The following is a 22,775-nucleotide window of genomic DNA, read 5'->3' as shown; positions in this document are numbered from 1 at the left end:
CCCTATTGTATCTATCTTTGTTGCAAACTACTAATCTATTTCATAATCTTTCTTTTTCTAAAGAAGAAAGATGTAATGAACATCAATGTTCCACCAATTACATAAAAGACAATTGTTCCTATGCCACCTGTTTCAGGGATAATCCACTCATTTTTATGATTTACTATTTTTATTTTTGGGGCGGATACATCGCTAGTCACATGAATTTCAATTGGCTCTTTCAAAAGCATATATCCTACTGGTGCTTGTACTTCTTTTAACGTATATTTTCCAACTAACAATGGATTTGAAATAGCTACACCATTTTTATCCGTTTTTAATTCAGATACTATTTTTCCATCTTTATCAATTACTTGAAATACTGCGCCTTCTAATTTGAGATTTTCATTGTTCGCATCTACTTTTTCAATCTCAATCTTCCCGAAAGACGGTGGTAGAATAAAGGCTTCATTTGACACAGTTTGCTTTTGATCAAATAGTAACTCCGCAGTATTTCGTATACCACCTTTTGCAGTATATGATTCTAATACTTCCACACCTTTATCTACATTCAACTTTGATTTAATGTGCATCGTATACGCTTGATCAACTAGATACTCATAACTTCCATCTTGCTTTGGTAATTCAATTTTCACCTTTTTCGACTGCTCATCGATTTCAGGTATAACTTGTATCTCTTCACCATTTGCATTTACAAGTCTTACTTGTTCAACTTGTAAAATATCTTCTAAATCATCTTGTAATATGATTTTCTCCAAGTATGCTACATCATTTCCAAAATTATAGTTTACATGCCATGTAAACTCTTCATTCTCACTTTGTAACGTTGCCTTTTCTACTTCTTTTTCATCTGCATCAGAAACTGTTTTTATAACCTTTGGTTCCTTCGCTTCCACTTTCGTTTTTACGTTTGGTTTTTCTGGTGGCAGGTCTTTGCCATCAGGTGTTTTTCCTTCCACAATCGCTATATTTTCTATTTCTTTCGTTTTCAGCGATTCCTTTGTAACTTTCACCTTGAAAGTTACAATTCGTTCTTCTGTATCAAATACATCACCGACATTAAATTTAACTGTATGATCCTCATACGATCCCGCATCTTCATCTATCGCATCAGTTAACGAATTCCCATTCATTTTCATACTACCTGCTATATACTCCACTCCGTTAGGAAGCTTATCGACAATGCGAACATCTTTTATAAGTCCATTTTCAACTTTATTCCGAAGTTTAATTTTATACTCAAGCTCATCGCCTACATGTACTTTTCCGTCTACTCCCCCCGTTACTTCTTTCTTCGCATCTAGTTGTCCGTACAACGGGTTGACTGACGTTTCGACTTCTGGTTTCTCTTGTTCTGGTACACTAATAGATTCTACTACTGCACTATTTTTAATTTTCTTATTTGCCATTTCAGGTTTCACAACGACTTCAAATGAAATTGCTCGTTCTTCATCCCCATTAAGGTCACCAATATTTGCATATATAATTCCATCTTTTATATGTGCACGATCATCATCTTCCGCGTCTGTTTGTTTCTTTCCATCTATCTTCAATGTATCCGGGACATACTCTACCCCTTCAGGTAGTGGATCCGTTACAGTGACAGCTTTTAATATAGAATCGGTTACACTATTTTTAGCTTTTATCGTGTACTCAAGTTTATCTCCTACATTAAGAGTTTCACCATTTACATTTTTAGCTAGTTTTTCAGCCTCAAGTTTACCTTGTTTCACATCAAGATTAGGCTTTACTTTTACTACTACTTTATTAGAAGCATTATCTTCAACTTTACTTCCTGTCAGCTCATCTAACCCTCGAACAATAGCAGTATTCGGAATTTCACTTTCTATTTTTCTCCCTCTTAATTTCGCCTTAAATTCAACGATTGTTTCAGGGGTTTTATCTGTATAAACTCCGCCTTTCGAAGCATTTGCTCCTTCACCAATTCTAATCGTTAACTTTCTCGTCTTCTCATCATAATCAACTTGATCATCTAGCACCTGATCAGTTTGATCACCCGCATTCGGACCAGAAATGATTTTCACCGATCCAGGTATAAACTTTAAACGACGATCTAGAACATCTTCAATCTTTGTATCAACTGCACTTGAATTCGGCTCAATATTTTTGACTTTTAATCGATATGTAACTTCTTCACCTGATTCGTATTTTTCTTTCACATTAACGACTGATTTCTCAATATCAAGTTCTGGCGCTGTTGCATTCACCGCAAAGGCTAAAGTGTTTAATACGTAGTCATCACCAGATGTGTATGCTCTCAACTTAATTTCTTTTTGTCCTGGCTGAATATAACCTTCTGGTAGTTTAATTAAATCCGCATCAATGCCTAAGTTATTTCGATAATCTGGCGCAAAGGTCCCTGGATACTTATCACGCATATGTTGTCCATATTCAGAAATAGTTGAGTTGAATATATTATTAAGAGGATTTAATTCATCAGTGATTTCTTTAAATTTATTTTTACCGTCAATATCAATTTCAAGTTTATCATATAACCAGTACCGATCCCCCTGCACAGCAAATACAGATACTTTCGGATCTAATTGGCCACTTTTAGCTGCAATAAAATCTTTTAAGGTAAACACTTTAAATCCTGAACTACCTGCTCTCTTTAACCCGCCATCATAGACAGTGAATGCTTTACGTGTTTGTGACTTATCCTTCGTGATAACTAGCATATACCACCCTGCAAAAGAGTAGTATCCATAACTATAGGCAGTATTCGAATTAGGATAAGGAATATTCGCTACAGTATAGCTTCCGCCTTTTGAATTAGACATTTGCAAAAGTTGTGTCACATCTGCATAATTTGAATAATACGTACCATTTATTCCGAAGCCACTTCCTAATTTACTTCCGGAATATGTATGGTTTGGCACAACATTAAAATGCTCCCCAGTTGGAGTTGAAAACTTTATAGGTGCAGTATATTGCTGTGGTGTTAACTCATAACGTGTTGAACTCCAATATAACCCTGCCCATTCAATCTCAGCTTCACTTGGAATCGGAATATATGCCTTTGAAGAATTGGATGTTTCTGGATCATCATCAACATCGATTAATTCACGGTAATATTTTGCTGGTGCCGTGTTCCATGTCACATCATTAATATCAGAATATAAAGCTTTTTCTCTTTGTTTACCTTCAACTTTTATTCCTAAATTCACATTCCCAGTAGAATACATGTCACCTTTATGAATAGATTGATAAGTCGATTCGTTAAAACCTTCGTCCTCAGTAATTTCTGCTTTTACATTCTCTGGTGGACTAAAAAAATGTAACTGAGATAGTATTAAAAATATACTCATCCATACTACAATGACTTTTATTATTTTTCTATTCTTTACCCTATTGTTACTCAACGCCTCCACCTCCTGACATTTAATTAGAAATATATTTGTTTTATAGTACTATTTTAGCATAACAGTTAGATTTTCATAGCCGTTTTACTATTTTTATTTTTCAGTTAATTTTACCATTTTTTTATTTTTACATTTTACTAGCATGTTTTTTCGAATGTATCCTCCTTGCATCTATGTACTCTTTATAATCTATCGTTTTTAGCATCATTTCATGGAAGCCGGATAAAGTGAAACTTTAATCAGCCCTCACCAATCGGACTTTAATGGGCAGCCCGCCCCCCACCTAACTTCTTTAATCTCGCTGAATTTTGAGGTGGGGGTCTTACTGCCGATTAAAGTCGGATAAACGGAAAAAAGCCCCATGCTTCTTTTCTTTTTATTTCGTGCTAAAATTCAAACTATGAAATAATTTTTAAGGGGGAATGGGAATGGAGAACACATCACAAAAAACAAGTCATTATTATGCAGTTATATTCACTTCTAATTTATCAAATGATACAACAGACTATAATGCCGCCTCTGACAAAATGGAGGAACTTGCAAAGCAGCAACCTGGATTTCTAGGTGTAGAAAGTGCACGAGATCATTCAGGGCTCGGAATCACAATTTCTTATTGGGAATCACTTGAGGCGATTGAAAATTGGAAACAGAACGCCTTACATAGAGAAGCGAAAAAAAGAGGTCGTGAGCAATGGTATGAAAACTTCCACCTTCGTATCTGCCTTGTTGAGAAAGAATTTAAATTTCATAGAGGTACTTTATAACGATGAAGAAAAAATTAGCTCTCGTTGTTGTTCATGAGATATATGGTGTGAACGACCATATGCATCACGTTACCGACCACTTCACTTCATCTCATATAGATGTATTCTGTCCTAATCTGCTACAATCGCAACCTGCATTTCATTATAGTGATGAAGAAAAAGCATATCATTTTTTTATGAATCATATTGGATTTGAAGATGGAAAAAAGCAAATTGAAACATTCATTACTCATCTTTCTAGTCGTTACACACATATTGGACTTATCGGCTTTAGTGTTGGTGCTACCATCTCATGGCTATGTAGTGACAATCCGAAAATAGATTTTATTATTGGATGTTACGGTTCCCGTATACGCGACTATGTTCACATAAAGCCTACATGCGCTACATTACTTATATTCCCTGAAAAAGAAGCTAGTTTTTCAGTATCCTCTTTCATTCAATCGTTGCAGCAACAAAAAAATCCTTTATTAGAAATCAAACAACTACATGGTAAACATGGGTTTCTAAATCCGTACACTAAAAAATATAACGAGCACTCTACAAAGCAAGCATACAATGTAATAGATGCATTTCTTGTAAAAAACACTTTTATAAAGGAGAGCTAAATGACGCTTACATTATTCTTACTTATTTTCATATTCATTGCCTTTTTCTCAGCACTAACTATCATTATTGTAACCGTAAGAAAGGGGAAATTTTCCAAGCGTCCCTACTTACAATCTATTATCGTTTACATTTTATTTTTCACAAATTGGATTTTATATTTAACATCTTTTTATGCGTTACTCCCTGAGAAAATTAGCGAGTTACTATTCCTGCCCATTTGGTTTTTCCTTTGCATATTAGGTTTTATCGCTTTCTGGCGCGAATGGAGAAACAACCGTGTATTCTCCATATGTATCGGTTTTCTTTCCTTTATTAGTTTTTTATTTGGGCTGTTTTTTTTACTTCTTTCAGGGATGTGACTGTTATAAGGAGGATAAAAATCCCCTTTATAACAGTCTTTTTCGTTCCATAACGAAAGGAATTATTAAATAAAGAGCGTAAGCAATCGCCATCCAAATGGTAAATGACATAATTTGCTGTGAGGAGAATTGTGAGAATAGATTAGAAGAATTATATAAAATGTAAGTATCTAAAATTAAACCGATTGCTGTACCGCATATACCTAACTTAATAACTGCATATTTCGTAGTATCTAGTTTTTTGTATAGCCACATTACAAAGTATAAAGCTATAGCCGTTCCTAATTCAAGAAACGTTAATTGTAGAAAAAATCTACTTGAAGTGTATTCCAATAAAACAGAAGAACCGAAAATAACGAAGAACGCTGAGGCAAAAAACCAAACGCCGATAGAAAATAAAATAGTGAGCCAAAGTTTATTATTCACTACCATTACCTCCCTTTTGTAGCTCTATGAACTTTTCCAATAACAGGTGCAAATCACCATATACTTTGTCGCTAGAAAAAGATGGATTGAATAAGGCTTGCAATGCCAATCCATCAATTAATGCATTACATAAAATGCTCCACGTTTCAGTTGAAATTTGAGATGTCATTGTACCTCCTATATTTTTATTTAACACTCTTGTTAATTCTTGGTTTTCATAATGTAACAATCCACCAATTTTATTTTTCATCGCATCATTTTGTAATCCACTAGCTACTAATTGAAAAAACAAATGATGATACATTGAATCTTTCACACATCTACTTTCGGCAGACTGCAAAGCCTTTTCTAACTGTACATCCTTTCCTAGTTGTTCCCACGACGCTTTACAAAACGATTCAGTTACTTCCAGTAATAATTGATCTTTCGTTTTAAAATGATAATATACGGTACCTTGTGTAACTTGAGCACTCTCTGCAACTGCTTTTAATGTCAACTTTTCCATCCCATGCTCTGCAATAATTTCTTTTGCTGCTTGTAGTAAATTCTCTTTATTAACAACATTTGGTTTTGCCACTTCTATGACCACCTTTTAAGTTAGTTGGATAACTAACTTAAATTATACAGAAAAATCAGATAAAACAAAAGAAAGAAAAGTCAACTTTCAACTTTTCTTCCTTCTATTTTTACCTTTAGCTTTCACTGTCACTGATTCACAAGGTGTGTAATAAATTTGAGGTGTCGCCTTATCAACAAACATCATAAACGTAATGAAGCCGATAATAAAGAAAATAAACAACGTTAACAAAATTGCTCCTATCGTTAAAAGTATCATAACACCACCCCTATATTTTTCATGTTATTACACCTTTCGCTATTATATGAGCGTAATCCTTTTTAGAAAAAGAAACGTAACAAAATAATCACAATCACACCCGTTAATACTGTACCTAATAAACTACGAGTATATATCGCTACAAGAAATGTTGGAATTGCTGCGATCAGGTAATCCCACTGCATCGTCTCATGCATAAATAAAACTTGCGCTAAAAGTGCTGCTAATATCGCGATTGGTATGTAATTTAACCATTTTAAACCCCAGTCTGGAATTTGTAGTTTACTAAATACGAGTAGAGGTAAAATACGTGGCACGAGTGTGACAGCTCCTGCTGCTAATAAAAGTAATATTATATCTAATCTCATTTCCATTTTTCAATCACCACTCCAATCGTCGCAGCTAGTAGTGTTGCGATAATAACCGCTATACTATCTGGCATAAATAAGTGTGAAACATATGCGATGATAATTGCTACAATTGCAACAGTAAGATGAATTGCTAACTTCGGTTTACTACTTATGAGCTGAAGTACAAATAACCCGATAAACATTGCTGGTAATGCATAATCCATACCGTACGTATGCGGATCTGGTATCCATTCACCAAATAGCCCGCCGATAATAGTAGCAAGGATCCAATTTAAATAAGCCGTTACATTTAGCCCAATCATCCATCTTTCGCCTAAATATCCTTTTTGCGCAGCATGCTGTACTGCAACGCCGAACGTTTCATCTGTAATTTGAGAACCAATTAGTAAGTTTTTAAATAGAGGCAGTTTCGTAAAGTACGGTGCAAGCGCAGCACTCATTAGAAGGTGGCGTAAATTAACAAAAAAGACGGTGAAAATGATTGCTGAAGCAGGTGCACCAGCTGCATACATACCAGCTAATATAAATTGGGCAGAACCTGCATAAATTAAAGTGGACATAAACGCAATTTCAATAATGGAGAAACCTGCTGTTTTTGCAATTACACCAGCTGCTATACCGATGCTTAAATAACCAAATACAGTTGGTAAACAATCTTTTACTCCTTGCTGAAATGTATCATCGCTTTGCAAAGCTACATGTGCCTGAGCTTTACTCATCCGTATCATCCTCCATTCCTTCTAAAGTTCGTTTTCCTGTTACGACATGAACTAAATCTATATTTTCACGCCATAACGTATCTAACTTATCAGCTCCAAATTCCTGCGTGATTTCTTCAACCATAATATCGTGCCGCACATACTCTGTAGCAACGAGAACTAGAGCTGGGTCATACGTTGTAACAGCCCATGAAGTGCTATCATTTGAGAAGTTCGCAATTAATACTTCTTCCCCGTCACGTGCGATTACAGTTAAATGACCACCCATTCTCTTTTCAACAACGTGGGGCATCATATAATTATGGTGAAACGTCGCTCCTATTTTTGTTTCTGGAGCGCCAAATAAGATTGAAAATATATGTACTCCTTCCTCTTCCTTTTGATGAATGTATGGCTCAATTTCATGCACTTGATCTTCCCATACAGAAATCCATAACTCTTCCTTCGCTCTATTAATTATATTGCATATTTCCTTCAAAACACGATCATTTGAGCGAATATGCGAAATTACATCTATTTGTCGCTCTTGTTCTAAACCATTTAATTTCTCATCTAAAAATTCAAAGGACTTTTCAAAGTCTTTTCGCATTCGATTCATTAATTCGGTAGCTGATACTGGTACATATTTCACTGGTTCAGAAGGTACAATATGTACCGCTCCTTTATCCATTAACTTACCGAGTACCTCGTAAATCATAGAACGAGGTACTCCTGTTTGTTTACTCACTTCATACCCAGTTACTGGGGAATGTTTTAGTAATCCAATATACGCTTTACATTCGTACTGGGAAAAACCTAGCTTTTGTAATTCCTTTATAATTTCATCCATTAGTACTCCTCACAATCTAAATCGCTCTAACTTCAAAGCGACGATTTTGCTTACCTTTACTTTTTACTTTATCAATAACAAGTGTTCCTATTTCATTCGTATTTTTCACATGTGTGCCTCCACAAGCTTGTTCGTCTAAATTTTCAATTGTAACAATGCGGATTTCTTGTATAGTAGTTGGCAGGAGGTTTATGGCTGTTTTAATCATTCCTACAGCATTTTCTGCTTCTTCGCGGCTCATATAACGAGTGGAAATTTCTTTATTTTGTTTAATAAGTTTATTCACTTCCTTAACAATTTCTTCTACTTCCACGCTCGATAACTCTTGTAACTCATTAAAATCGATACGTGCTTTGTCAGGATAGATTTGATTTCCAGTGCATAGAGCTCCATACTTTTCATAAACGACAGCTCCGATAAGATGCAGTAAAGAATGATGACGCATTAAGTTATGACGTCTTTCCCAATTAATCTCTAATTTAACTGGACCTAAATTTACTTGAGCTCCATCTTTTATATAGTGAACTATTTCTCCCTGCTCCTTCTTTACTTTTTCAACTTCAAATACAGACCTATCTTGTACAATGACACCCGTATCACATTCCTGCCCTCCACCAGTTGGATAAAAAACTGTTTCTTTTACAAATACTTTATTTCCTTCTACTTTTATCACTTCTGTTTCGCAACTCGTTTTGTATGCATCTTCTAAATATAATGCCGTTGTCATACTCTCACCTCTTTAGTAGTTATAGTTATACCTACTAATATAAAAAAGAAGCTCCACAAAGTCAATTGATAATTCTGAAATTTAAAACAGAAATAAAAAAGACTTCCGCTAACGGAAGTCCCCTATCTCAATATTTCATTTGCTTCTTTTTCATAAATTTTATCAAATGAAGTCATAACGCGTTGTGATGCTGAAATCATTCTTTGATCTGTCATTAGATCTGCCATCTCTTTCGTCATATCTACATTTGAATTTTCTAGCATATGGTTTTTTACTAAGCCTGTTCCGTTCGGTAAATCAGCAATATTTCCTTCTGCTAGTGTAAAGCTTTTGTTCTCTCGTTGCACAAGACGATTATTCGCTTCTGCATCTACTGTTTTTGTTTGCAGGCGAGCAATATTATTTTGTGTTACTTTATCATATAATGTACCATCTGCTTGTACAGCTACCTTTGCTCCCTCAGGAATACGAATACGTTCATTATTTTCTCCCATAACAAAAGCACCAGATGATGTTTGCAAGTAACGATCACTATTTATTGTAAAACTACCATCTCTCGTTAAAAACGTTTCATCGTTTTTAGATGTAACGAAAAATGATGTTGTACCGTTTGCACCGTCATCTAAAAAGAAATCTGTAGCACTATTTGTCATTTGTATATTTCCTTGTACTAAGTTCACATGCGTTGCGGCTGGTACTACAGCGTAATCGACTGAGCCAATATTTGTTACAGATCCGTCACCGCGGCGATATGTGTCTTGTACATCAAATACTTTAGAAGTCATATTTTCTGCTTTAAATCCTGTCGTTTGGGCATTTGCAACGTTATTCGAATGAACATTAATGCGCTGCATGTAATTCATCATACCCATTGAACCTATATAAAGACCGTTCATACTCGATTGAATAAGGCAATTGCCTTATTCTTCACCTCTTTTCTATGATGTTTGCAACATTTGTTTCGCTAAATGTTCCGCTGTAGCGATATGTATGTTTTTCTTTACGTCTTGTCCGTCTGTCATTAATACAATGGGGGCTGATGATACTGCTGGAATTTTCAACAATTCCCCACTACTTGCCGTTTCATCAAATTTCGTAAAGACGATACCATCAATATGAATATCTTTAAAGTTCGTAATGATTTCAATCATATCTTTACTTTTCATCGAAGCTGATAACGTTAAACAAATATAATCTGGCTCTACTTGTCCCATCGTTTCAATCATTTCTTCTACAGTTTCTGACGCACGATAATTTTTCCCAGCTGTATCAATTAAAATATAATCGACGCGCGCTTCTTCTTTAAAATACGTAAGTGCTCTTGTCATTGCAGCTTCATCACGCACAGCGATTACTTCAAATCCAATTGTCTTTACGTAATCTTGCAGTTGCTGAACTGTCCCAATGCGAGAATGGTCGGTCGTAATAAAACCAACCGTTTTTTTCTTACCGTGAAACTGCCACGCCATTTTCGCAAGTGTCGTCGTTTTTCCAACACCAGTTGGACCGATTAATGCAATTGTTTGTACTTCTTTTTCAAATACATTTTCCGTATTGAAATGAGAGCTCATATCTTCCAATATATATTCGATTACTTCTTCTTCTGTAATCATCGTTGCATTCTCAAACTTCACTTTTAACTTTTCAGCATATGCATGAATGAAGTATTGTTCTACATCGTTTTGTTCTAGCATGCGAATTACTTTTTGAATAATAAATGGTACAGATTCTTGCTTTTCTTTTTTTACAACCACTTCTTCTTTTTTGACGGGAACGACTTTTTTCACAGCTTTTTGCTTTTTCGTTACTTTCGTTTCTTCCGTCTGTTTCACAACGACGATACCTTTTTCAAACAGCTTTAATAGTTTCTCTTTCTTTCTTGCCCATTCTTCACTATTTCCTGTTTGCATCGCCGCGTACGACATAGGAGTCGTCACGTTTTCTAAATTGTGCAGTACCGATTGAATTCCGTTCGCCTTCACAATTTGTTCTGAAGGATCATTTACAACATCCATTAATTGTTCATGAAATTGAGCTGTGCCTTCGTTTACTTCTTCCTGTTTATCCTCTGGAAAAGCAACTAACATTTCATAATTCTTTTTCCAAAAAAACGGGATATTGCGTTTTACACTTTCATCGACAACGTAATAATAATCTGTACCATATTGGTCAAATAACTTTCGATACAATTCATTTTTCGAAGCTGCTTTTATTCGCATTAACGCTTCTTTCTTTTCTGTACTTTCCATTACTTCACCCCCTACTATTCAATATAGGCAATTTGATCTACAACAATTTCTGGTGCTAATTCGCTAATACAAAGTACTTGCGCTTCTACTTGATAACGCTCAAGAAGTCTTACAATCGCAAACCTGAAATCTTTTCTACGCGTTAATAATACTGGTTCCCTTCCCATTAACCTCGCTTGTTTCAATACGCGTTGTACTTGTTCAACGACTCGCGTTTCTAAATCTAAATCCCAGTTTAATAAATAACCTTGATAAGAATTGTTCACAACGTCTGCATCTAACTCGATTGAATCTGAGAAGAGCGCCGCATATATTTTCCCGTCAGGATTTTTGGCATTTTCACAAATCACTTTTGAAATACATTCACGGACGAATGACGTTACGCCATCAACATGGTTTTGATAAATTTCTTTTCCGTCAATAATACCTTCAATAATGGTTGGTAAATCACGAATAGAAATACCTTCTTTTAGCAATTGCTTAATAACATTTTGAACAAGTGATAAGTCGATTTCTTTCTTCTTAATCTCTTCTAATAAAACGCCGTTATCATTTTCAAGGGAGTTAATTAAATCTTTTACATGTTGACGCTGAATTAACTCATGCAGGTTACGTCTAACGACAACATCTAAATGTGTAATTAATATGCTAAGTGGCTCTAATACTTGATAGCCTTTCATTTGTGCATCTTGTACCATATGTTCTAAAATCCAATATCCATCCTCGCCAAAAATCGGATCTTTCGCTGGTTCTGCATCTAAATCGGCCATTACATTTGGTGTTTTCAGCGCTAATAAGTAACCTGATTTCAAAACACCTTCAGCTGCCTTCGCACCTTTAATGCGAATAATGTAACGTCCGCGCGGTCTAAAACTCGTATTATCTTTAAAGTTAATTCCAGGAACGTTAATACCAAGGTCGGTAATAATCGATTTCCTCATAAGAACAACTTTATCACGAGCTGTTTCCCCGTTAATTTTCTGCTTTACAAGTGCCGCTAAATCTAAACCTAGTTCTACAATAATTGGATATTTATCTGTAAATACGCCAAATGAATCTTCCACTTGTTGCAATTGCTCATCTTCGCCTTGAATCATTTCTAATTCTTTTTGAAGCTCATCTTCTTTTTCTTTCTTCATTCGGTTTTTATTTCGAATTCCTAAGAAGATAATCGTTCCACCAACGAGTGCAAACGGTAGAAATGGTAGCGGAGTAAAAATACCCATTGCGATAAATAAACCGCCAAGCGCATATACAACGACTTCATGCGCTAATAACTCTTTAAAGATACCTTCCGTTACTGTATCTGGTGAACCGTCAAATACACGCGTTACGATAATACCTGTTGAAATCGCAAGCATTAACGAACCGATTTGGTTTACAATTCCGTCACCGACAGTTAACTGCGTGTAATGAAGAGCCGCTTCACCAAAGCTCATACCCTGCTGCATCATTCCGACAATTAAACCGAAAATGATGTTTACGAATAAAATAACAATCCCGAAAATAACGTCCCCTTTAATGAACTTCCCGGCACCATCCATCGCCCCGTAAAACTCTGTTTCCATATTTAATTTTTTTCGTTTTGCTTGTGCATCTTTTTCTGAAATAATACGCTGGTTTAAATCCGCATCGATCGACATTTGTTTCCCTGGTAAAGAATCAAGTGTAAAACGAGCTGCAACTTCAGCTGTACGAGATGCACCGTTTGCAACGATAAACTGGAATATGATTAATACTGTAAAAATAACGATACCAATTAATAAGTTCCCGCCAATTACGAACTGGCCGAACTCTTCAATAACATGACCGGCATTTCCGTTTGTCAAAATCGCTCGCGTCGTCGATACGTTAATCGATACGCGGAAAATCCCGATTAATAACAACATCGTCGGAAATGACTTTAATTCATCCCACTCGTTAATACTTGTCGCTCGCATATAAATAAGCACTGACATACTTAGTAGAAAAACGATAATGATATCAAGTATAAATGGTGGAAGTGGAATTAAGAGCGCCACTACGAATGACGCTGCTAAAAAGATAGAAAAATAGGTTCTTGCAGAATCTATCTTAAACAAAGAGATCTCCTCCAAACGCGCTATTATACTTCAAGTTCATTCGTTTGAATTAAATAGCGCATAACTTCAATTACAGCTACGTATAAATCTTCTGGAATCGCCATATCTTCCTCGACTTGATAATATAAAGAACGAGCAAGCTGACGGTTTTCCACCATTGGTATTTCTTGTTCACGGGCAAGCGTTCGTATATATAAAGCGAGCTCATCTTCCCCTTTTGCAACGACAATTGGTGCTGCATCAACGTGTTTATTGTATCTGAGTACGACTGAAATATGAGTCGGGTTGTTTACAATAAACGTTGCGCCATCCATCTTCTTCGCAATTGTCCCTTGCAATATAGCGTGCATAAAGTTTTTTCGTTTCCCCTTTACTTGCGGGTCCCCTTCATTATCTTTATGCTCTTGTTTTACTTCTTCTTTTTTCATCTTAATATCTTGTTCGTACTCCCATTTTTGATAAATAAAATCAATGATAGAAAGAACGATTAATATAATTAAAATAGCTAAGAAGATAAATTTAATTTGCCTAATAATTTCAGTAAGTGACGCAGTCCAGTTAAATCCAATCATACTCACAATTGTCTCTAAATTCTTTTTAAAGAGCACGTAAGCGACGTAACCGATTAATCCCATATAAAACAGTGATTTCAAAATATCTACTAAACTTTTACGACTAAACAATCTCGTAAAATAGTTTTTTGGGTTAATACGCGACGCTTTCGGCTTAATCACTTTAGAAGAAAATAAGAAACCGACTTGAATCATATAATTGAATAAATGAAAAGCATATACGAGTATTAATATAGGTGCTGATACTTTTAGTAGTAACATCCCCATCATATAAAAATACTCGGTTGAATCTGTATTTTTTCCAATTTGATCAAACAGCACCGATACAGAATTGGCAATCTCAAACCCGAGCCAATCTCCGAAAAAGTAAACGACAACTGCTAATACAAGAATGGAAAATAAATTATTTAAATCTTTACTCCGGGCAATATTCCCTTCTTCACGCGATTTCTTACGCTTCTGCGGGGTGGCCTTTTCTGTTTTATTATCCTTTGCCATGTGCGTCCCCCTACTTCGTTAAGAAAAAGTTAAATAGTTTCGTATATTCCTCAAGCAATACATCCGTCATATTTTTAAACACATAACCGAGCATCGGTACACTCATCGCAATAAACAAAATACCACACGTAATTTTAATCACATATGCATTCATAAAAACGTTTAATTGCGGAGCGTTTTTTGCGATTAAAATTAAAACAAAGTTAATGATGAATAAACTTCCCATAAGCGGAAGTGCAATTTCAACCGCTGATGTGATCGCAAATAATAACGTTGCGAGTAGACTATCTAAAAAACTAGTCGTCAACAATTTTGAAATCGCCTCTGTATATTGAAACGACTTTAAAATCGTGGCAACGAAATAATTAATGCCGCCAAGTGAAATAAAAATAATGAGAAAAAATATATCAAAAATGGTTGATAGTAAAGTAGACTGTGAGCCTGCATTTACATCAAACAAACTTGCTTGTGATAAACCGATATCAAAGTCTAAAATATGCCCGGCCATTTTCGGAATGTTCCACAGCATTTCTACAATTTTTGAAAGTGATAATCCAATTACAATTTGCGTACCTGCATAAGCTGCTACGTCCCAAGTTGTTTTTATGTGAGAGACATCAACTTGATCGGCAACTGTTATGGAAAGGGCAAGTCCAACTGTAACCTTCGCCATAGCTGGAATAGATCGACCAGAGAAAAACGGTAAAAAATATAAAAATGAAGTAATGCGGCAAAACGCAAAAAACGTCGCCGCCCATAATTCCATATTCATTTCAGTTCACCTATCTTAGTACGAACGCAATAGCGATGGAATTTTATCAAATAAATCTAAAATAAGCGTCGTTAACTCTTGAAACATCCAAGGACCTAAAATGATAATAACGAGTACAATACTCGCCATTTTCGGTAAAAACGTCAGCGTTTGCTCTTGAATTTGCATCATCGCCATAATAACAGCGATGATAATAACGACAATCATACTTACACCGGCAACCGGCATTAAAATCATAACCCCTTTATAAAAAAAGGTTTGAAAAATATCTATAATTGGTGACGTATTCATTTATATGACTCCTATCACATAGCATCAAACGCTTCAGGCGACCGTTTTAAACATAATGTCGACGATTTTTGTATATCCACCTAAATATACGAAAACGAGTATTTTAAACGGTAAACTTAAAATCATCGGCGGTACCATCATCATCCCGAGGTACATTAAAAGTGTACTAATAATCAAATCTATAAATACAAACGCTAAATAAATGAACATCCCTGTTAATAATCCCTTTTGGATTTGCGTTAACGTAAAGGATGGTACGAGCGTAAATAAGGAAAGATCTTTCAAATCTTTCGGTAATTCTTCTCCGCGCACTTTCAGCATCATTTTTAAATCATGCTTATACGTATGCTTTGACATATACTCTTTCATAATCGGCGCTGTCGTTTCCGCAGCTTGGCTTACCGTTATTTTCTCTTTCGTCATCGGATCCCACACATCGCTCTTTAGCTGCCCAAGAACAGGCTGCATCGTAAAGAGTGATAAAAATAAGGCAAGTCCAACGAGCACTTGGTTCGGTGGCAAATTCATTACCCCAAGTCCTTGACGTGTAATCCCAAGAACAATCATAAAATAAGTAAAATGTGTAAATAATAGAACGATAGATGAAGATAATGATAAAAGGGTCACGAGCGCAAATAACTGCACACTTGAATTACTCGTAAACTCTTTCCCATTTTCGAAATTAATAAAACCGTTTTGGGCTGCATACGCTGGATTTACAAAAATAATTGAAAAAACGATAGAAAATACGAAAATAACGGCTAATAATGATAACTGTTTCTTTATTCTCATGATGGATCCTCTACTTTTTTCGTTTCACTCTTCACCGCGTCTTCTAGCGCTTGTTGAAACTGATTTCCTGTTCCTGTTAATTGCACAGATTGTACACCGTTATTACTAATAACAGTGAACACTTGCTTGCCGTCTACTTCAAATAAAAAGGCGCTCGTTTGATGATTTAAATACACGCCGTCCTTCACTTGAATATGGCCATTTTCACCTTGTTTAAAAAACTGCTGTTTGCGCGTCTTTTTCGTCATAAAATATGCACCGTAGCCGAGCGCACCAAACAGTAAAACGACTTGAAATAAGGTCGTCATATACGACATATGACTCCTCCTCTACTCTTTATCTTGCATTTGACTTTGCGCTTTCATAAGCGCAGCTTGCTTCTTGTCAGCTTCAATTTCAGAAATGATAATACCGAACTTCTCGTCCATTACGATCGCTTCTCCAATGCCAACTTTCATATTACTTAAATACACATCTACTTTATGTCCTAAGTTTTTCTCTACTTCCAGAACATCGCCCACTTTTAACTGTTTCACATCACCGAGCGTAATAGATGTTTTCCCAAGCTTTACACCAAGTTCAATCGAAATATCTGAAACAGTATCAATATGTGCTTTACTAGTTTCATTTCGCTTTCCTGCAAATTCTTCTAACCCCATTAATGACACAGGAGATACTTCATGCTTCATATGGATCCTCCTACTCTACAAAACTTTTAAATAAGAGCGCCTTACGCGTTCCATCTTTTCCAATAAAACAATTAAATTTATGCTTTCCATCTACAAAACCAAGCAATTCATCCGAAACTTTCGTATGAAGCGGAATAATATCGCCTTCTTCAATTTGTTCAATCTCGCCCATCGTCATCTTCTGCTCACCAATGGCAACGTGAACTGGTTTATACACTTGATTTACTTTCACTTCCACTTCAGACGTATACTTTTTACGCTTATCTGAAGAATGTTCGACAATATTTTCAGACGTTAACTTATCCATAATTTCTTCAACAGATAAGAACGGAATCCCAATACGAACTGTCGTATTCCAAAAATCCGTTTTCATATTTACGTTCAGTAATGAAATAATATCACTTGCTGTCGTAATCTTAAGTGCATTCGGATCTGTCTCTGTCGTTACAAATGTCGGTTTAATTGCCACAACACTTTCAAACGATTGCTCTAAATTTTTGCATAGAAGCGTAAATATATTATCAAGCGTTAAAAACTCGAATGCAGTTAACGGTCTACGCATCGTAAAGTTACGCTTACTATCCCCGCCAAGCCAGCACTCATGAATGTAAATAACAAATGCTAAATCAATCTCAATAACAATTTCTCCAAGCTCTGGAAGTCCGAGATCAATAACGCAATATAAATAATAATCTTTCGGCATTTTCTCCACATACTCACTCGTAAATGGAACTTGCTCAACTGTCGAAGGCTCTAGTTCAATTGGAATGCGCATACGCGCAGATAACGACTGTGACGTCTGTTTACCAAACGTAGAAGCAATCGCTTGCAAACTACGTAAATGTTCAACACCGAACTTCTCCGGTCTATTAAAATCATACTCTTGAAATTTATCTTGCTTCCCTGCTTCTTGTGCGAAAGCTGGCATTTCCTCGCCTTCATTTACCGCCTTCAGCAGGGCATCAATTTGCTCTTGGCTTAATTTATCGCCGCTCATGAAAATCCCCTTCCCTACCTTTTCAATTCAACGATTTCAACGTACATTTTTCCATTCTTCGTCAAAATCTTTCCGGTTCCAATCTCTTCATTCTCAAGCATAAGACGCACCGTATTTTTCGTTGAATTTTCAAGACGATACAATGTACCTTTCGTAATATGAAGCAGATCTTCAATTTTCTTTTTCGTATTTCCGATTTCAAAATAAATTGTTAACGGAATATCATCTTGTAATTTCAAATCTAGCCAACTCCCATATCATGTTCACGAAAATTTCATATTCTCTCTATATAATGAAATCTCTTATTTTGAAACGTCGATATTTAATATTTTTTTAATATATCCTTGCGTTTCTTTAAATGGAGGTACCCCTCCGTACTTTCTCACATTACCAGGACCAGCATTATAAGAAGCAAGCGCTAAAACTAAGTCACCGTTATTTTTCTTTAAATAACCGCTTAACTCTTTCACGCCGCCTTCAATACTTTCAGCTGGTGAAAATGGATTTTTTATACCCATCTCTTTCACATTCGCTGGCATAAGCTGCATAAGTCCCATCGCACCTGCATGTGACACCGTTTTCGGATTAAAATTAGACTCTACTTCAATCATTTTTTGAATTAACGTTTTCGGAATTCCGTATGTACGACTTACTCTATCTATAATATCCTCATACTTCCCTTCATTTGAAGAACGTATTTTTTGAATATTATACTTCTTCGTTAATCCCCACGTATCAACAGCCTCATTTTTCGTTTCCGGGAAACGTCGTTCAAACTCTTTTTGCGCAACTTGCACTTCATCAACTTTCTTCGTTTCAGGCTTTTCTTCTGGCTTACTTACTTCCTCTACTTTATGAATAGATGCTTCCGGTTTATTCACAACCCCTTCTATTTTCGTAGATTGTACCGGCTGACTCATATCCTCTACTTTAGCCGGCTGCGTAGTAGCCTTCGTCTCCTTCATAGGTTCGCTTTGCAACTTCTCTTGAAACCTACTACTCACGAACGCCTGCGGACTACTTAACTTTTGCTGAAACTGTCCTTTTTTATATGCAAGTACTTCTTTTACTATATTTCCAACTACCATAATATCACCTTTTCGGTAAACAAAGATAATCTAATATTAGAGTTTTTTCGTAAAGTTTGCAATAATCCTTTGCAATTATATTGTAATAAAAAAACGACTAAATTGTTAAACTGTTATTTTTTTATATTTATTAATTCAAATTTTCAGTTGACACCCATTATAGCAGGGCTTACAATAAATTCGAAATTGTTTTTTTTGCATATTACCGTTTTTCAATTTGCAGAAAACTCAATATAAAAAAATGGGGGTTCTTAACATGAGAATTAATACAAACATTAATAGCATGCGTACTCAAGAGTACATGCGCCAAAACCAAGACAAAATGAACACTTCTATGAATCGTTTATCTAGTGGTAAACGTATTAACAGTGCAGCTGATGACGCTGCTGGACTTGCAATCGCAACTCGCATGCGTGCAAAAGAAAGTGGATTAGGAGTAGCTGCTCGAAATACACAAGATGGTATCTCTTTAATTCAAACTGCTGATTCTGCTTTAAACACCGTTTCAAACGTTTTACTACGTATGCGTGACCTAGCTGTCCAATCAGCTAATGGAACAAATTCTGATAATGATAAAGCTGCACTACAAAAAGAATTTAATCAATTAACTGAACAAATTGACTACATCGCAAATAACACAAAATTTAACGGTAAAGATTTATTAAACAGTACTGGTAAAGTTTCTATTAAAACATTTGACGATGGTGGAGCTAAAGATATCGACATCCAATTAACAGACGTTAGAAAAGGTACCCTTTCTGGTAAAAATGGTGATGATGACGTAAAACTGGAAAATCTTAAAATTGGTAAAAATGATGTTACTGCTGAAGATGAAGAGTTCAACGTTGCCGACGCTAAAGATGCTATTAAAGTTATCGACAGTATCGTAACAAACATTGCATCTAGCCGTGCGGATTTAGGTGCTACATTAAATCGTTTGCAATACAACGTCGAAAATTTAAATAGTCAATCTACAAGCATGGCATCTTCAGCTTCTCAAATTGAGGACGCTGATATGGCTAAAGAAATGTCAGAGATGACTAAATTCAAAATCTTAAACGAAGCTGGTATTAGTATGCTTTCTCAAGCAAACCAAACACCACAAATGGTAAGTAAATTATTACAATAATTTACTTACTAAATACACCTCTCCGCTTTGGAAGAGGTGTATTTTTTATAGGTTGCTATTTACACTATACATCCTTTAACAGGAAAGATTATAATTTTCCAGATATAATTTAGATAGTTTTTTCACTACCCTAATCATTATCATATTCTAATTTAATCTTCATGGTTCACTTTGAATATTTCTCTATTTATCTCTTCAATTTTATATGAAACTCCTTATTTCTTCGGTTATTTAGTTCTTATTTTCCCATAAAAAAATCCAACACGGTATAAACAATATATATTCTTACCTTATTCGATTGAACACTTTCATCAGAATAAAAGAGAGTAATATTATTGATTTTCCAATTAAACATCACATGACTATATAACAATAAATAACGTGTTTCCTGAACTCACTCATAAATTCCTACAGGTCCTTTTATTAGGGGGCCCCGGGCATGATTTCAGTATTCTTTCGAACTCACGTCCTTTAATTTCCACTTAATTTTATAATAATAAAGACATCATTTGAAATTCAATTTAGAATAATCTGTATACTAAATTTATTAAATGAAGAAGTTTCCAATCAACTCATTATTTTAAATGTTCCCTTTTCAAGAAATATTCCGTGTAATTCGATGCCCTTTTTGATATCAACTAAGTTTTTTATAATTAAAACTTTCGTATTTCGTTAATTTTTTTATGGTTAATTTTGTATCCTTAGTTCATTAATTCATTAGCTCTTCACGAATAAAGTAATATTCATTACGAACTTTTTGTTCAGATTTAGTGTTTGGAATTAAGATTTAAACTCTTTATGCTTATCTATACGATTAAAATTCTGAATCCAGCAATAATACGTACTTTGTGTGAATTCTGCTAATTTTAAAAGTATCTTCACCTTAAATTCTTTCCTTATTAGTAAACTAAGTCACTCTACTCTTTTAGATAGCCATTCTCTATACACAAACGCTCCAATTCAGTGTTTAACTCTTCCATTTATAATGTGTTTGTTGATTGTCCTTAGTCATAAATTGACATCCTATTTTGATCATATAATTTAGTACATCTTTTTTATACTACAAACAATACATTAATTCTTTTCAAATGCCTAGATGGGCTTTATATTCATTTTCCATCCATATTATTATCATTTCTTAATTTACTCCCAATGATTTCGCAATATCTTTTATACTCTCACTTCCATCTTATTAATGTATTACTGCTCTCATTGTTGCTTCTGAAGTAAATTTAGTCATAAAAAAACTGCAACTCCAATTGTTAGACTTTGCCTAATAATTGAAGTGCAGTTCAACTGAGTTTATGCTGTTTTTATTTTGACCGCATTCGTACTTAACAGAAAAAATTAAAATTATTCTGCGATGTAGTCTTTAACCACCATTTCACTTTCTAACTTGTTTATTGCTGTAATAGTAATATAAACTTTTCCAGCTGCTGTTCCCAACTGATCAATTTTAACATTTACAGCAGTCTTATTGTCACCAACTGTTGCTGTACCTATTTGTTTTCCTTCTTTCGCAGCATCATATACTTTTACTACGTCCCCTACTTTCAATCCTGTTACTCTTACAACATCAGCCTCGCCATCATTATTTAATACCACAATATTATCTGTTTTAGGTGCTATTGTTGTTTCCGCGTCGTATACTTTCTCTGTTCGTTCACTTTCTAACTCATCTTTTCCCTGTACACTTACATATACGTTTCCTGTTGCTTTCGCACTTTTTGCGATTTGATCAATTTCCACAATCGCTTCTAACGTAGTAACTGGTGTTTCTTCTGCACCTTCAGCTGCCGCTACTTTTTCTACACCTTTTGCTGACGTTTCTTCTGTGCCTTCAACTGCAGTTTCTTCTACACCTTCTGCTGGTGTTTCTTTTTCCGGTGCTTTCACTGTTACTTCACCTAATACGTCTCCTTTTGTTGCCACACCATATACACGTACTTTGTCCCCTACTTTTAATCCTGTTACTTTTACTGTATCTTTGATGCCCTCTTTATTATTTATTACTGTAATATTTTTTGCTGCTGGCGCTTTTGTTGTTGGTTCTGCTCCGTAACTTACTTCTGTTCTTGCACTTTCTTCTTTGTTCGCTTTTGTTACTGTTACGTATGCTTTTCCGCCTGTTGACGTTAATAAATCTTCTTTAGAAATGACTACTTCTGTTGTTTCAGCCGCCACAGTCGCTGTTGCTGCTACTTCTGTTGTTTTTCCATCTTTATACACATTCACTACATCTCCAGCTTCTACTTTCTTCACTGTGATTGTGTCTTCAGCACCTGTTTTATTATTTACTACCTTAATATTTGACGCCTCCGGCGCTACTGTTGTTTCTGCATCGTATGCTTTTTCTGTTCGTTCACTTTCTAACTCATCTTTTCCTTGTACACTTACATATACGTTTCCTGTTGCTTTCGCACTTTTTGCGATTTGTTTAATTGTTACTACCGCTTCTTCTTTTCCTTCTCCTACTTCGACATCTTCACCTAATTGATTTCCCTTTGTAGCTGCATCATACACACGTACTGTGTCTCCTGCCTTTACTCCTGTTACTTTTACTGTATCTGCTACATCTGCTTTATTATTTGTCAC

The 22,775-nt window shown here is 35.3% G+C and carries 24 protein-coding genes and 1 pseudogene; 4 read left to right on the top strand and 21 right to left on the bottom strand.

The window, feature by feature from the left end; genetic code table 11:
- Positions 1 to 35: 35 nt before the first annotated feature.
- Complete coding sequence (locus PDQ68_RS24720) at positions 36 to 3,329, bottom strand: isopeptide-forming domain-containing fimbrial protein (RefSeq protein WP_270787046.1); 3,294 nt, start codon at positions 3,327 to 3,329, stop codon at positions 36 to 38.
- A gap of 482 nt (positions 3,330 to 3,811) precedes the next feature.
- Between PDQ68_RS24720 and PDQ68_RS24715 the strand changes: the two genes are divergently transcribed.
- Genes PDQ68_RS24715 through PDQ68_RS24705 form a run of 3 tightly spaced genes read left to right on the top strand, consistent with a single transcriptional unit; the run spans position 3,812 to position 5,115 of the window.
- Positions 3,812 to 4,147: an antibiotic biosynthesis monooxygenase family protein gene (locus tag PDQ68_RS24715; RefSeq protein WP_061183340.1), complete on the top strand. Its 336-nt coding sequence runs from the start codon at positions 3,812 to 3,814 to the stop codon at positions 4,145 to 4,147.
- Between the two features lie 2 nt (positions 4,148 to 4,149).
- Complete coding sequence (locus PDQ68_RS24710; RefSeq protein WP_061183341.1) at positions 4,150 to 4,755, top strand: dienelactone hydrolase family protein; 606 nt, start codon at positions 4,150 to 4,152, stop codon at positions 4,753 to 4,755.
- Entirely contained in the window at positions 4,756 to 5,115 is a 360-nt protein-coding gene (locus tag PDQ68_RS24705) for a hypothetical protein (protein WP_061183342.1), read from the top strand.
- 27 nt (positions 5,116 to 5,142) lie between these two features.
- Here the strand turns inward: PDQ68_RS24705 and PDQ68_RS24700 are convergent, their stop codons facing one another.
- From PDQ68_RS24700 to PDQ68_RS24610, 19 genes are all read right to left on the bottom strand, one after another.
- A complete protein-coding gene (locus tag PDQ68_RS24700; protein WP_061183343.1) occupies positions 5,143 to 5,541 on the bottom strand; it encodes a DUF5367 family protein in 399 nt (132 codons plus the stop codon).
- Positions 5,534 to 6,118: a TetR/AcrR family transcriptional regulator gene (locus PDQ68_RS24695; protein WP_001118328.1), complete on the bottom strand. Its 585-nt coding sequence runs from the start codon at positions 6,116 to 6,118 to the stop codon at positions 5,534 to 5,536. Before PDQ68_RS24695 ends, PDQ68_RS24700 begins: the two co-directional genes overlap by 8 nt.
- A gap of 87 nt (positions 6,119 to 6,205) precedes the next feature.
- On the bottom strand, positions 6,206 to 6,376 hold the full coding sequence (locus tag PDQ68_RS24690; RefSeq protein ID WP_016717085.1) for a DUF3951 domain-containing protein: 171 nt from the start codon (positions 6,374 to 6,376) through the stop codon (positions 6,206 to 6,208).
- Positions 6,377 to 6,438: 62 nt separating this feature from the next.
- A complete protein-coding gene (locus PDQ68_RS24685) occupies positions 6,439 to 6,750 on the bottom strand; it encodes an AzlD domain-containing protein (protein WP_016717084.1) in 312 nt (103 codons plus the stop codon).
- Complete coding sequence (locus tag PDQ68_RS24680; RefSeq protein ID WP_016717083.1) at positions 6,741 to 7,466, bottom strand: AzlC family ABC transporter permease; 726 nt, start codon at positions 7,464 to 7,466, stop codon at positions 6,741 to 6,743. The genes PDQ68_RS24685 and PDQ68_RS24680 overlap by 10 nt, the downstream gene beginning before the upstream one ends.
- Positions 7,459 to 8,295: a TrmB family transcriptional regulator gene (locus PDQ68_RS24675; RefSeq protein WP_061183344.1), complete on the bottom strand. Its 837-nt coding sequence runs from the start codon at positions 8,293 to 8,295 to the stop codon at positions 7,459 to 7,461. The genes PDQ68_RS24680 and PDQ68_RS24675 overlap by 8 nt, the downstream gene beginning before the upstream one ends.
- 16 nt (positions 8,296 to 8,311) lie before the next feature.
- Positions 8,312 to 9,022: an alanyl-tRNA editing protein gene (locus PDQ68_RS24670; RefSeq protein WP_061183345.1), complete on the bottom strand. Its 711-nt coding sequence runs from the start codon at positions 9,020 to 9,022 to the stop codon at positions 8,312 to 8,314.
- Positions 9,023 to 9,144: 122 nt separating this feature from the next.
- Entirely contained in the window at positions 9,145 to 9,918 is a 774-nt protein-coding gene (locus PDQ68_RS24665) for a flagellar basal-body rod protein FlgG (RefSeq protein ID WP_080444138.1), read from the bottom strand.
- Between the two features lie 42 nt (positions 9,919 to 9,960).
- The gene (gene flhF / locus PDQ68_RS24660) at positions 9,961 to 11,271 is read right to left on the bottom strand and encodes a flagellar biosynthesis GTPase FlhF (RefSeq protein WP_000446193.1); all 1,311 of its coding nucleotides are present in this window, start codon (positions 11,269 to 11,271) and stop codon (positions 9,961 to 9,963) included.
- Positions 11,272 to 11,285: 14 nt separating this feature from the next.
- Positions 11,286 to 13,352: a flagellar biosynthesis protein FlhA gene (flhA, locus tag PDQ68_RS24655; RefSeq protein ID WP_000472544.1), complete on the bottom strand. Its 2,067-nt coding sequence runs from the start codon at positions 13,350 to 13,352 to the stop codon at positions 11,286 to 11,288.
- A 23-nt stretch (positions 13,353 to 13,375) separates the two neighbouring features.
- Positions 13,376 to 14,422 (bottom strand): flagellar type III secretion system protein FlhB, encoded by a 1,047-nt coding sequence (flhB, locus tag PDQ68_RS24650; protein ID WP_061183346.1) that lies wholly within the window; start codon positions 14,420 to 14,422, stop codon positions 13,376 to 13,378.
- 10 nt (positions 14,423 to 14,432) lie between these two features.
- A complete protein-coding gene (locus tag PDQ68_RS24645; RefSeq protein ID WP_001055716.1) occupies positions 14,433 to 15,194 on the bottom strand; it encodes a flagellar biosynthetic protein FliR in 762 nt (253 codons plus the stop codon).
- Positions 15,195 to 15,209: 15 nt separating this feature from the next.
- Positions 15,210 to 15,485, bottom strand: coding sequence for a flagellar biosynthetic protein FliQ (locus PDQ68_RS24640; RefSeq protein WP_001098085.1), 276 nt, complete (start codon positions 15,483 to 15,485; stop codon positions 15,210 to 15,212).
- A 33-nt stretch (positions 15,486 to 15,518) separates the two neighbouring features.
- Positions 15,519 to 16,277 (bottom strand): flagellar type III secretion system pore protein FliP, encoded by a 759-nt coding sequence (locus PDQ68_RS24635; protein ID WP_001220586.1) that lies wholly within the window; start codon positions 16,275 to 16,277, stop codon positions 15,519 to 15,521.
- The gene (locus tag PDQ68_RS24630) at positions 16,274 to 16,594 is read right to left on the bottom strand and encodes a hypothetical protein (RefSeq protein ID WP_000121170.1); all 321 of its coding nucleotides are present in this window, start codon (positions 16,592 to 16,594) and stop codon (positions 16,274 to 16,276) included. The genes PDQ68_RS24635 and PDQ68_RS24630 overlap by 4 nt, the downstream gene beginning before the upstream one ends.
- A gap of 12 nt (positions 16,595 to 16,606) precedes the next feature.
- Positions 16,607 to 16,966 carry a flagellar motor switch protein FliN gene (gene fliN, locus PDQ68_RS24625; RefSeq protein ID WP_000680028.1) on the bottom strand — a complete coding sequence of 120 codons (360 nt, stop codon included), beginning with the start codon at positions 16,964 to 16,966 and terminating at the stop codon, positions 16,607 to 16,609.
- Between the two features lie 10 nt (positions 16,967 to 16,976).
- On the bottom strand, positions 16,977 to 17,963 hold the full coding sequence (fliM, locus tag PDQ68_RS24620) for a flagellar motor switch protein FliM (RefSeq protein ID WP_061183347.1): 987 nt from the start codon (positions 17,961 to 17,963) through the stop codon (positions 16,977 to 16,979).
- A 14-nt stretch (positions 17,964 to 17,977) separates the two neighbouring features.
- Positions 17,978 to 18,202, bottom strand: coding sequence for a flagellar motor switch protein FliN (locus PDQ68_RS24615; RefSeq protein ID WP_000775712.1), 225 nt, complete (start codon positions 18,200 to 18,202; stop codon positions 17,978 to 17,980).
- 63 nt (positions 18,203 to 18,265) lie between these two features.
- On the bottom strand, positions 18,266 to 19,051 hold the full coding sequence (locus PDQ68_RS24610) for a lytic transglycosylase domain-containing protein (RefSeq protein WP_061183348.1): 786 nt from the start codon (positions 19,049 to 19,051) through the stop codon (positions 18,266 to 18,268).
- Positions 19,052 to 19,307: 256 nt separating this feature from the next.
- Here PDQ68_RS24610 and PDQ68_RS24605 point away from each other — a divergent pair, with 256 nt between their 5' ends.
- Positions 19,308 to 20,180 carry a flagellin N-terminal helical domain-containing protein gene (locus tag PDQ68_RS24605; protein WP_061183349.1) on the top strand — a complete coding sequence of 291 codons (873 nt, stop codon included), beginning with the start codon at positions 19,308 to 19,310 and terminating at the stop codon, positions 20,178 to 20,180.
- Between the two features lie 1,353 nt (positions 20,181 to 21,533).
- Here the strand turns inward: PDQ68_RS24605 and PDQ68_RS24600 are convergent.
- Positions 21,534 to 22,775: pseudogene (locus PDQ68_RS24600) on the bottom strand (hypothetical protein); the annotation flags it as partial.

This window comes from Bacillus cereus group sp. Bc010, assembly GCF_027716745.1.
Lineage (GTDB): Bacteria > Bacillota > Bacilli > Bacillales > Bacillaceae_G > Bacillus_A > Bacillus_A pacificus.
The sequence above is the reverse complement of the archived record's forward strand: the minus strand, read 5'-3'. Positions and strand labels throughout refer to the sequence as shown.

Coding starts and splice junctions, on each gene's coding strand:
- PDQ68_RS24720 (WP_270787046.1), bottom strand. CDS start 3,329: ATGAGTATATTTTTAATACTATCTCAGTTACATTTTTTTAGTCCACCA.
- PDQ68_RS24715 (WP_061183340.1), top strand. CDS start 3,812: ATGGAGAACACATCACAAAAAACAAGTCATTATTATGCAGTTATATTC.
- PDQ68_RS24710 (WP_061183341.1), top strand. CDS start 4,150: ATGAAGAAAAAATTAGCTCTCGTTGTTGTTCATGAGATATATGGTGTG.
- PDQ68_RS24705 (WP_061183342.1), top strand. CDS start 4,756: ATGACGCTTACATTATTCTTACTTATTTTCATATTCATTGCCTTTTTC.
- PDQ68_RS24690 (WP_016717085.1), bottom strand. CDS start 6,376: ATGATACTTTTAACGATAGGAGCAATTTTGTTAACGTTGTTTATTTTC.
- PDQ68_RS24685 (WP_016717084.1), bottom strand. CDS start 6,750: ATGGAAATGAGATTAGATATAATATTACTTTTATTAGCAGCAGGAGCT.
- PDQ68_RS24680 (WP_016717083.1), bottom strand. CDS start 7,466: ATGAGTAAAGCTCAGGCACATGTAGCTTTGCAAAGCGATGATACATTT.
- PDQ68_RS24675 (WP_061183344.1), bottom strand. CDS start 8,295: ATGGATGAAATTATAAAGGAATTACAAAAGCTAGGTTTTTCCCAGTAC.
- PDQ68_RS24670 (WP_061183345.1), bottom strand. CDS start 9,022: ATGACAACGGCATTATATTTAGAAGATGCATACAAAACGAGTTGCGAA.
- PDQ68_RS24665 (WP_080444138.1), bottom strand. CDS start 9,918: ATGAACGGTCTTTATATAGGTTCAATGGGTATGATGAATTACATGCAG.
- flhF (WP_000446193.1), bottom strand. CDS start 11,271: ATGGAAAGTACAGAAAAGAAAGAAGCGTTAATGCGAATAAAAGCAGCT.
- flhB (WP_061183346.1), bottom strand. CDS start 14,422: ATGGCAAAGGATAATAAAACAGAAAAGGCCACCCCGCAGAAGCGTAAG.
- PDQ68_RS24645 (WP_001055716.1), bottom strand. CDS start 15,194: ATGAATATGGAATTATGGGCGGCGACGTTTTTTGCGTTTTGCCGCATT.
- PDQ68_RS24640 (WP_001098085.1), bottom strand. CDS start 15,485: ATGAATACGTCACCAATTATAGATATTTTTCAAACCTTTTTTTATAAA.
- PDQ68_RS24635 (WP_001220586.1), bottom strand. CDS start 16,277: ATGAGAATAAAGAAACAGTTATCATTATTAGCCGTTATTTTCGTATTT.
- PDQ68_RS24630 (WP_000121170.1), bottom strand. CDS start 16,594: ATGTCGTATATGACGACCTTATTTCAAGTCGTTTTACTGTTTGGTGCG.
- fliN (WP_000680028.1), bottom strand. CDS start 16,966: ATGAAGCATGAAGTATCTCCTGTGTCATTAATGGGGTTAGAAGAATTT.
- fliM (WP_061183347.1), bottom strand. CDS start 17,963: ATGAGCGGCGATAAATTAAGCCAAGAGCAAATTGATGCCCTGCTGAAG.
- PDQ68_RS24610 (WP_061183348.1), bottom strand. CDS start 19,051: ATGGTAGTTGGAAATATAGTAAAAGAAGTACTTGCATATAAAAAAGGA.
- PDQ68_RS24605 (WP_061183349.1), top strand. CDS start 19,308: ATGAGAATTAATACAAACATTAATAGCATGCGTACTCAAGAGTACATG.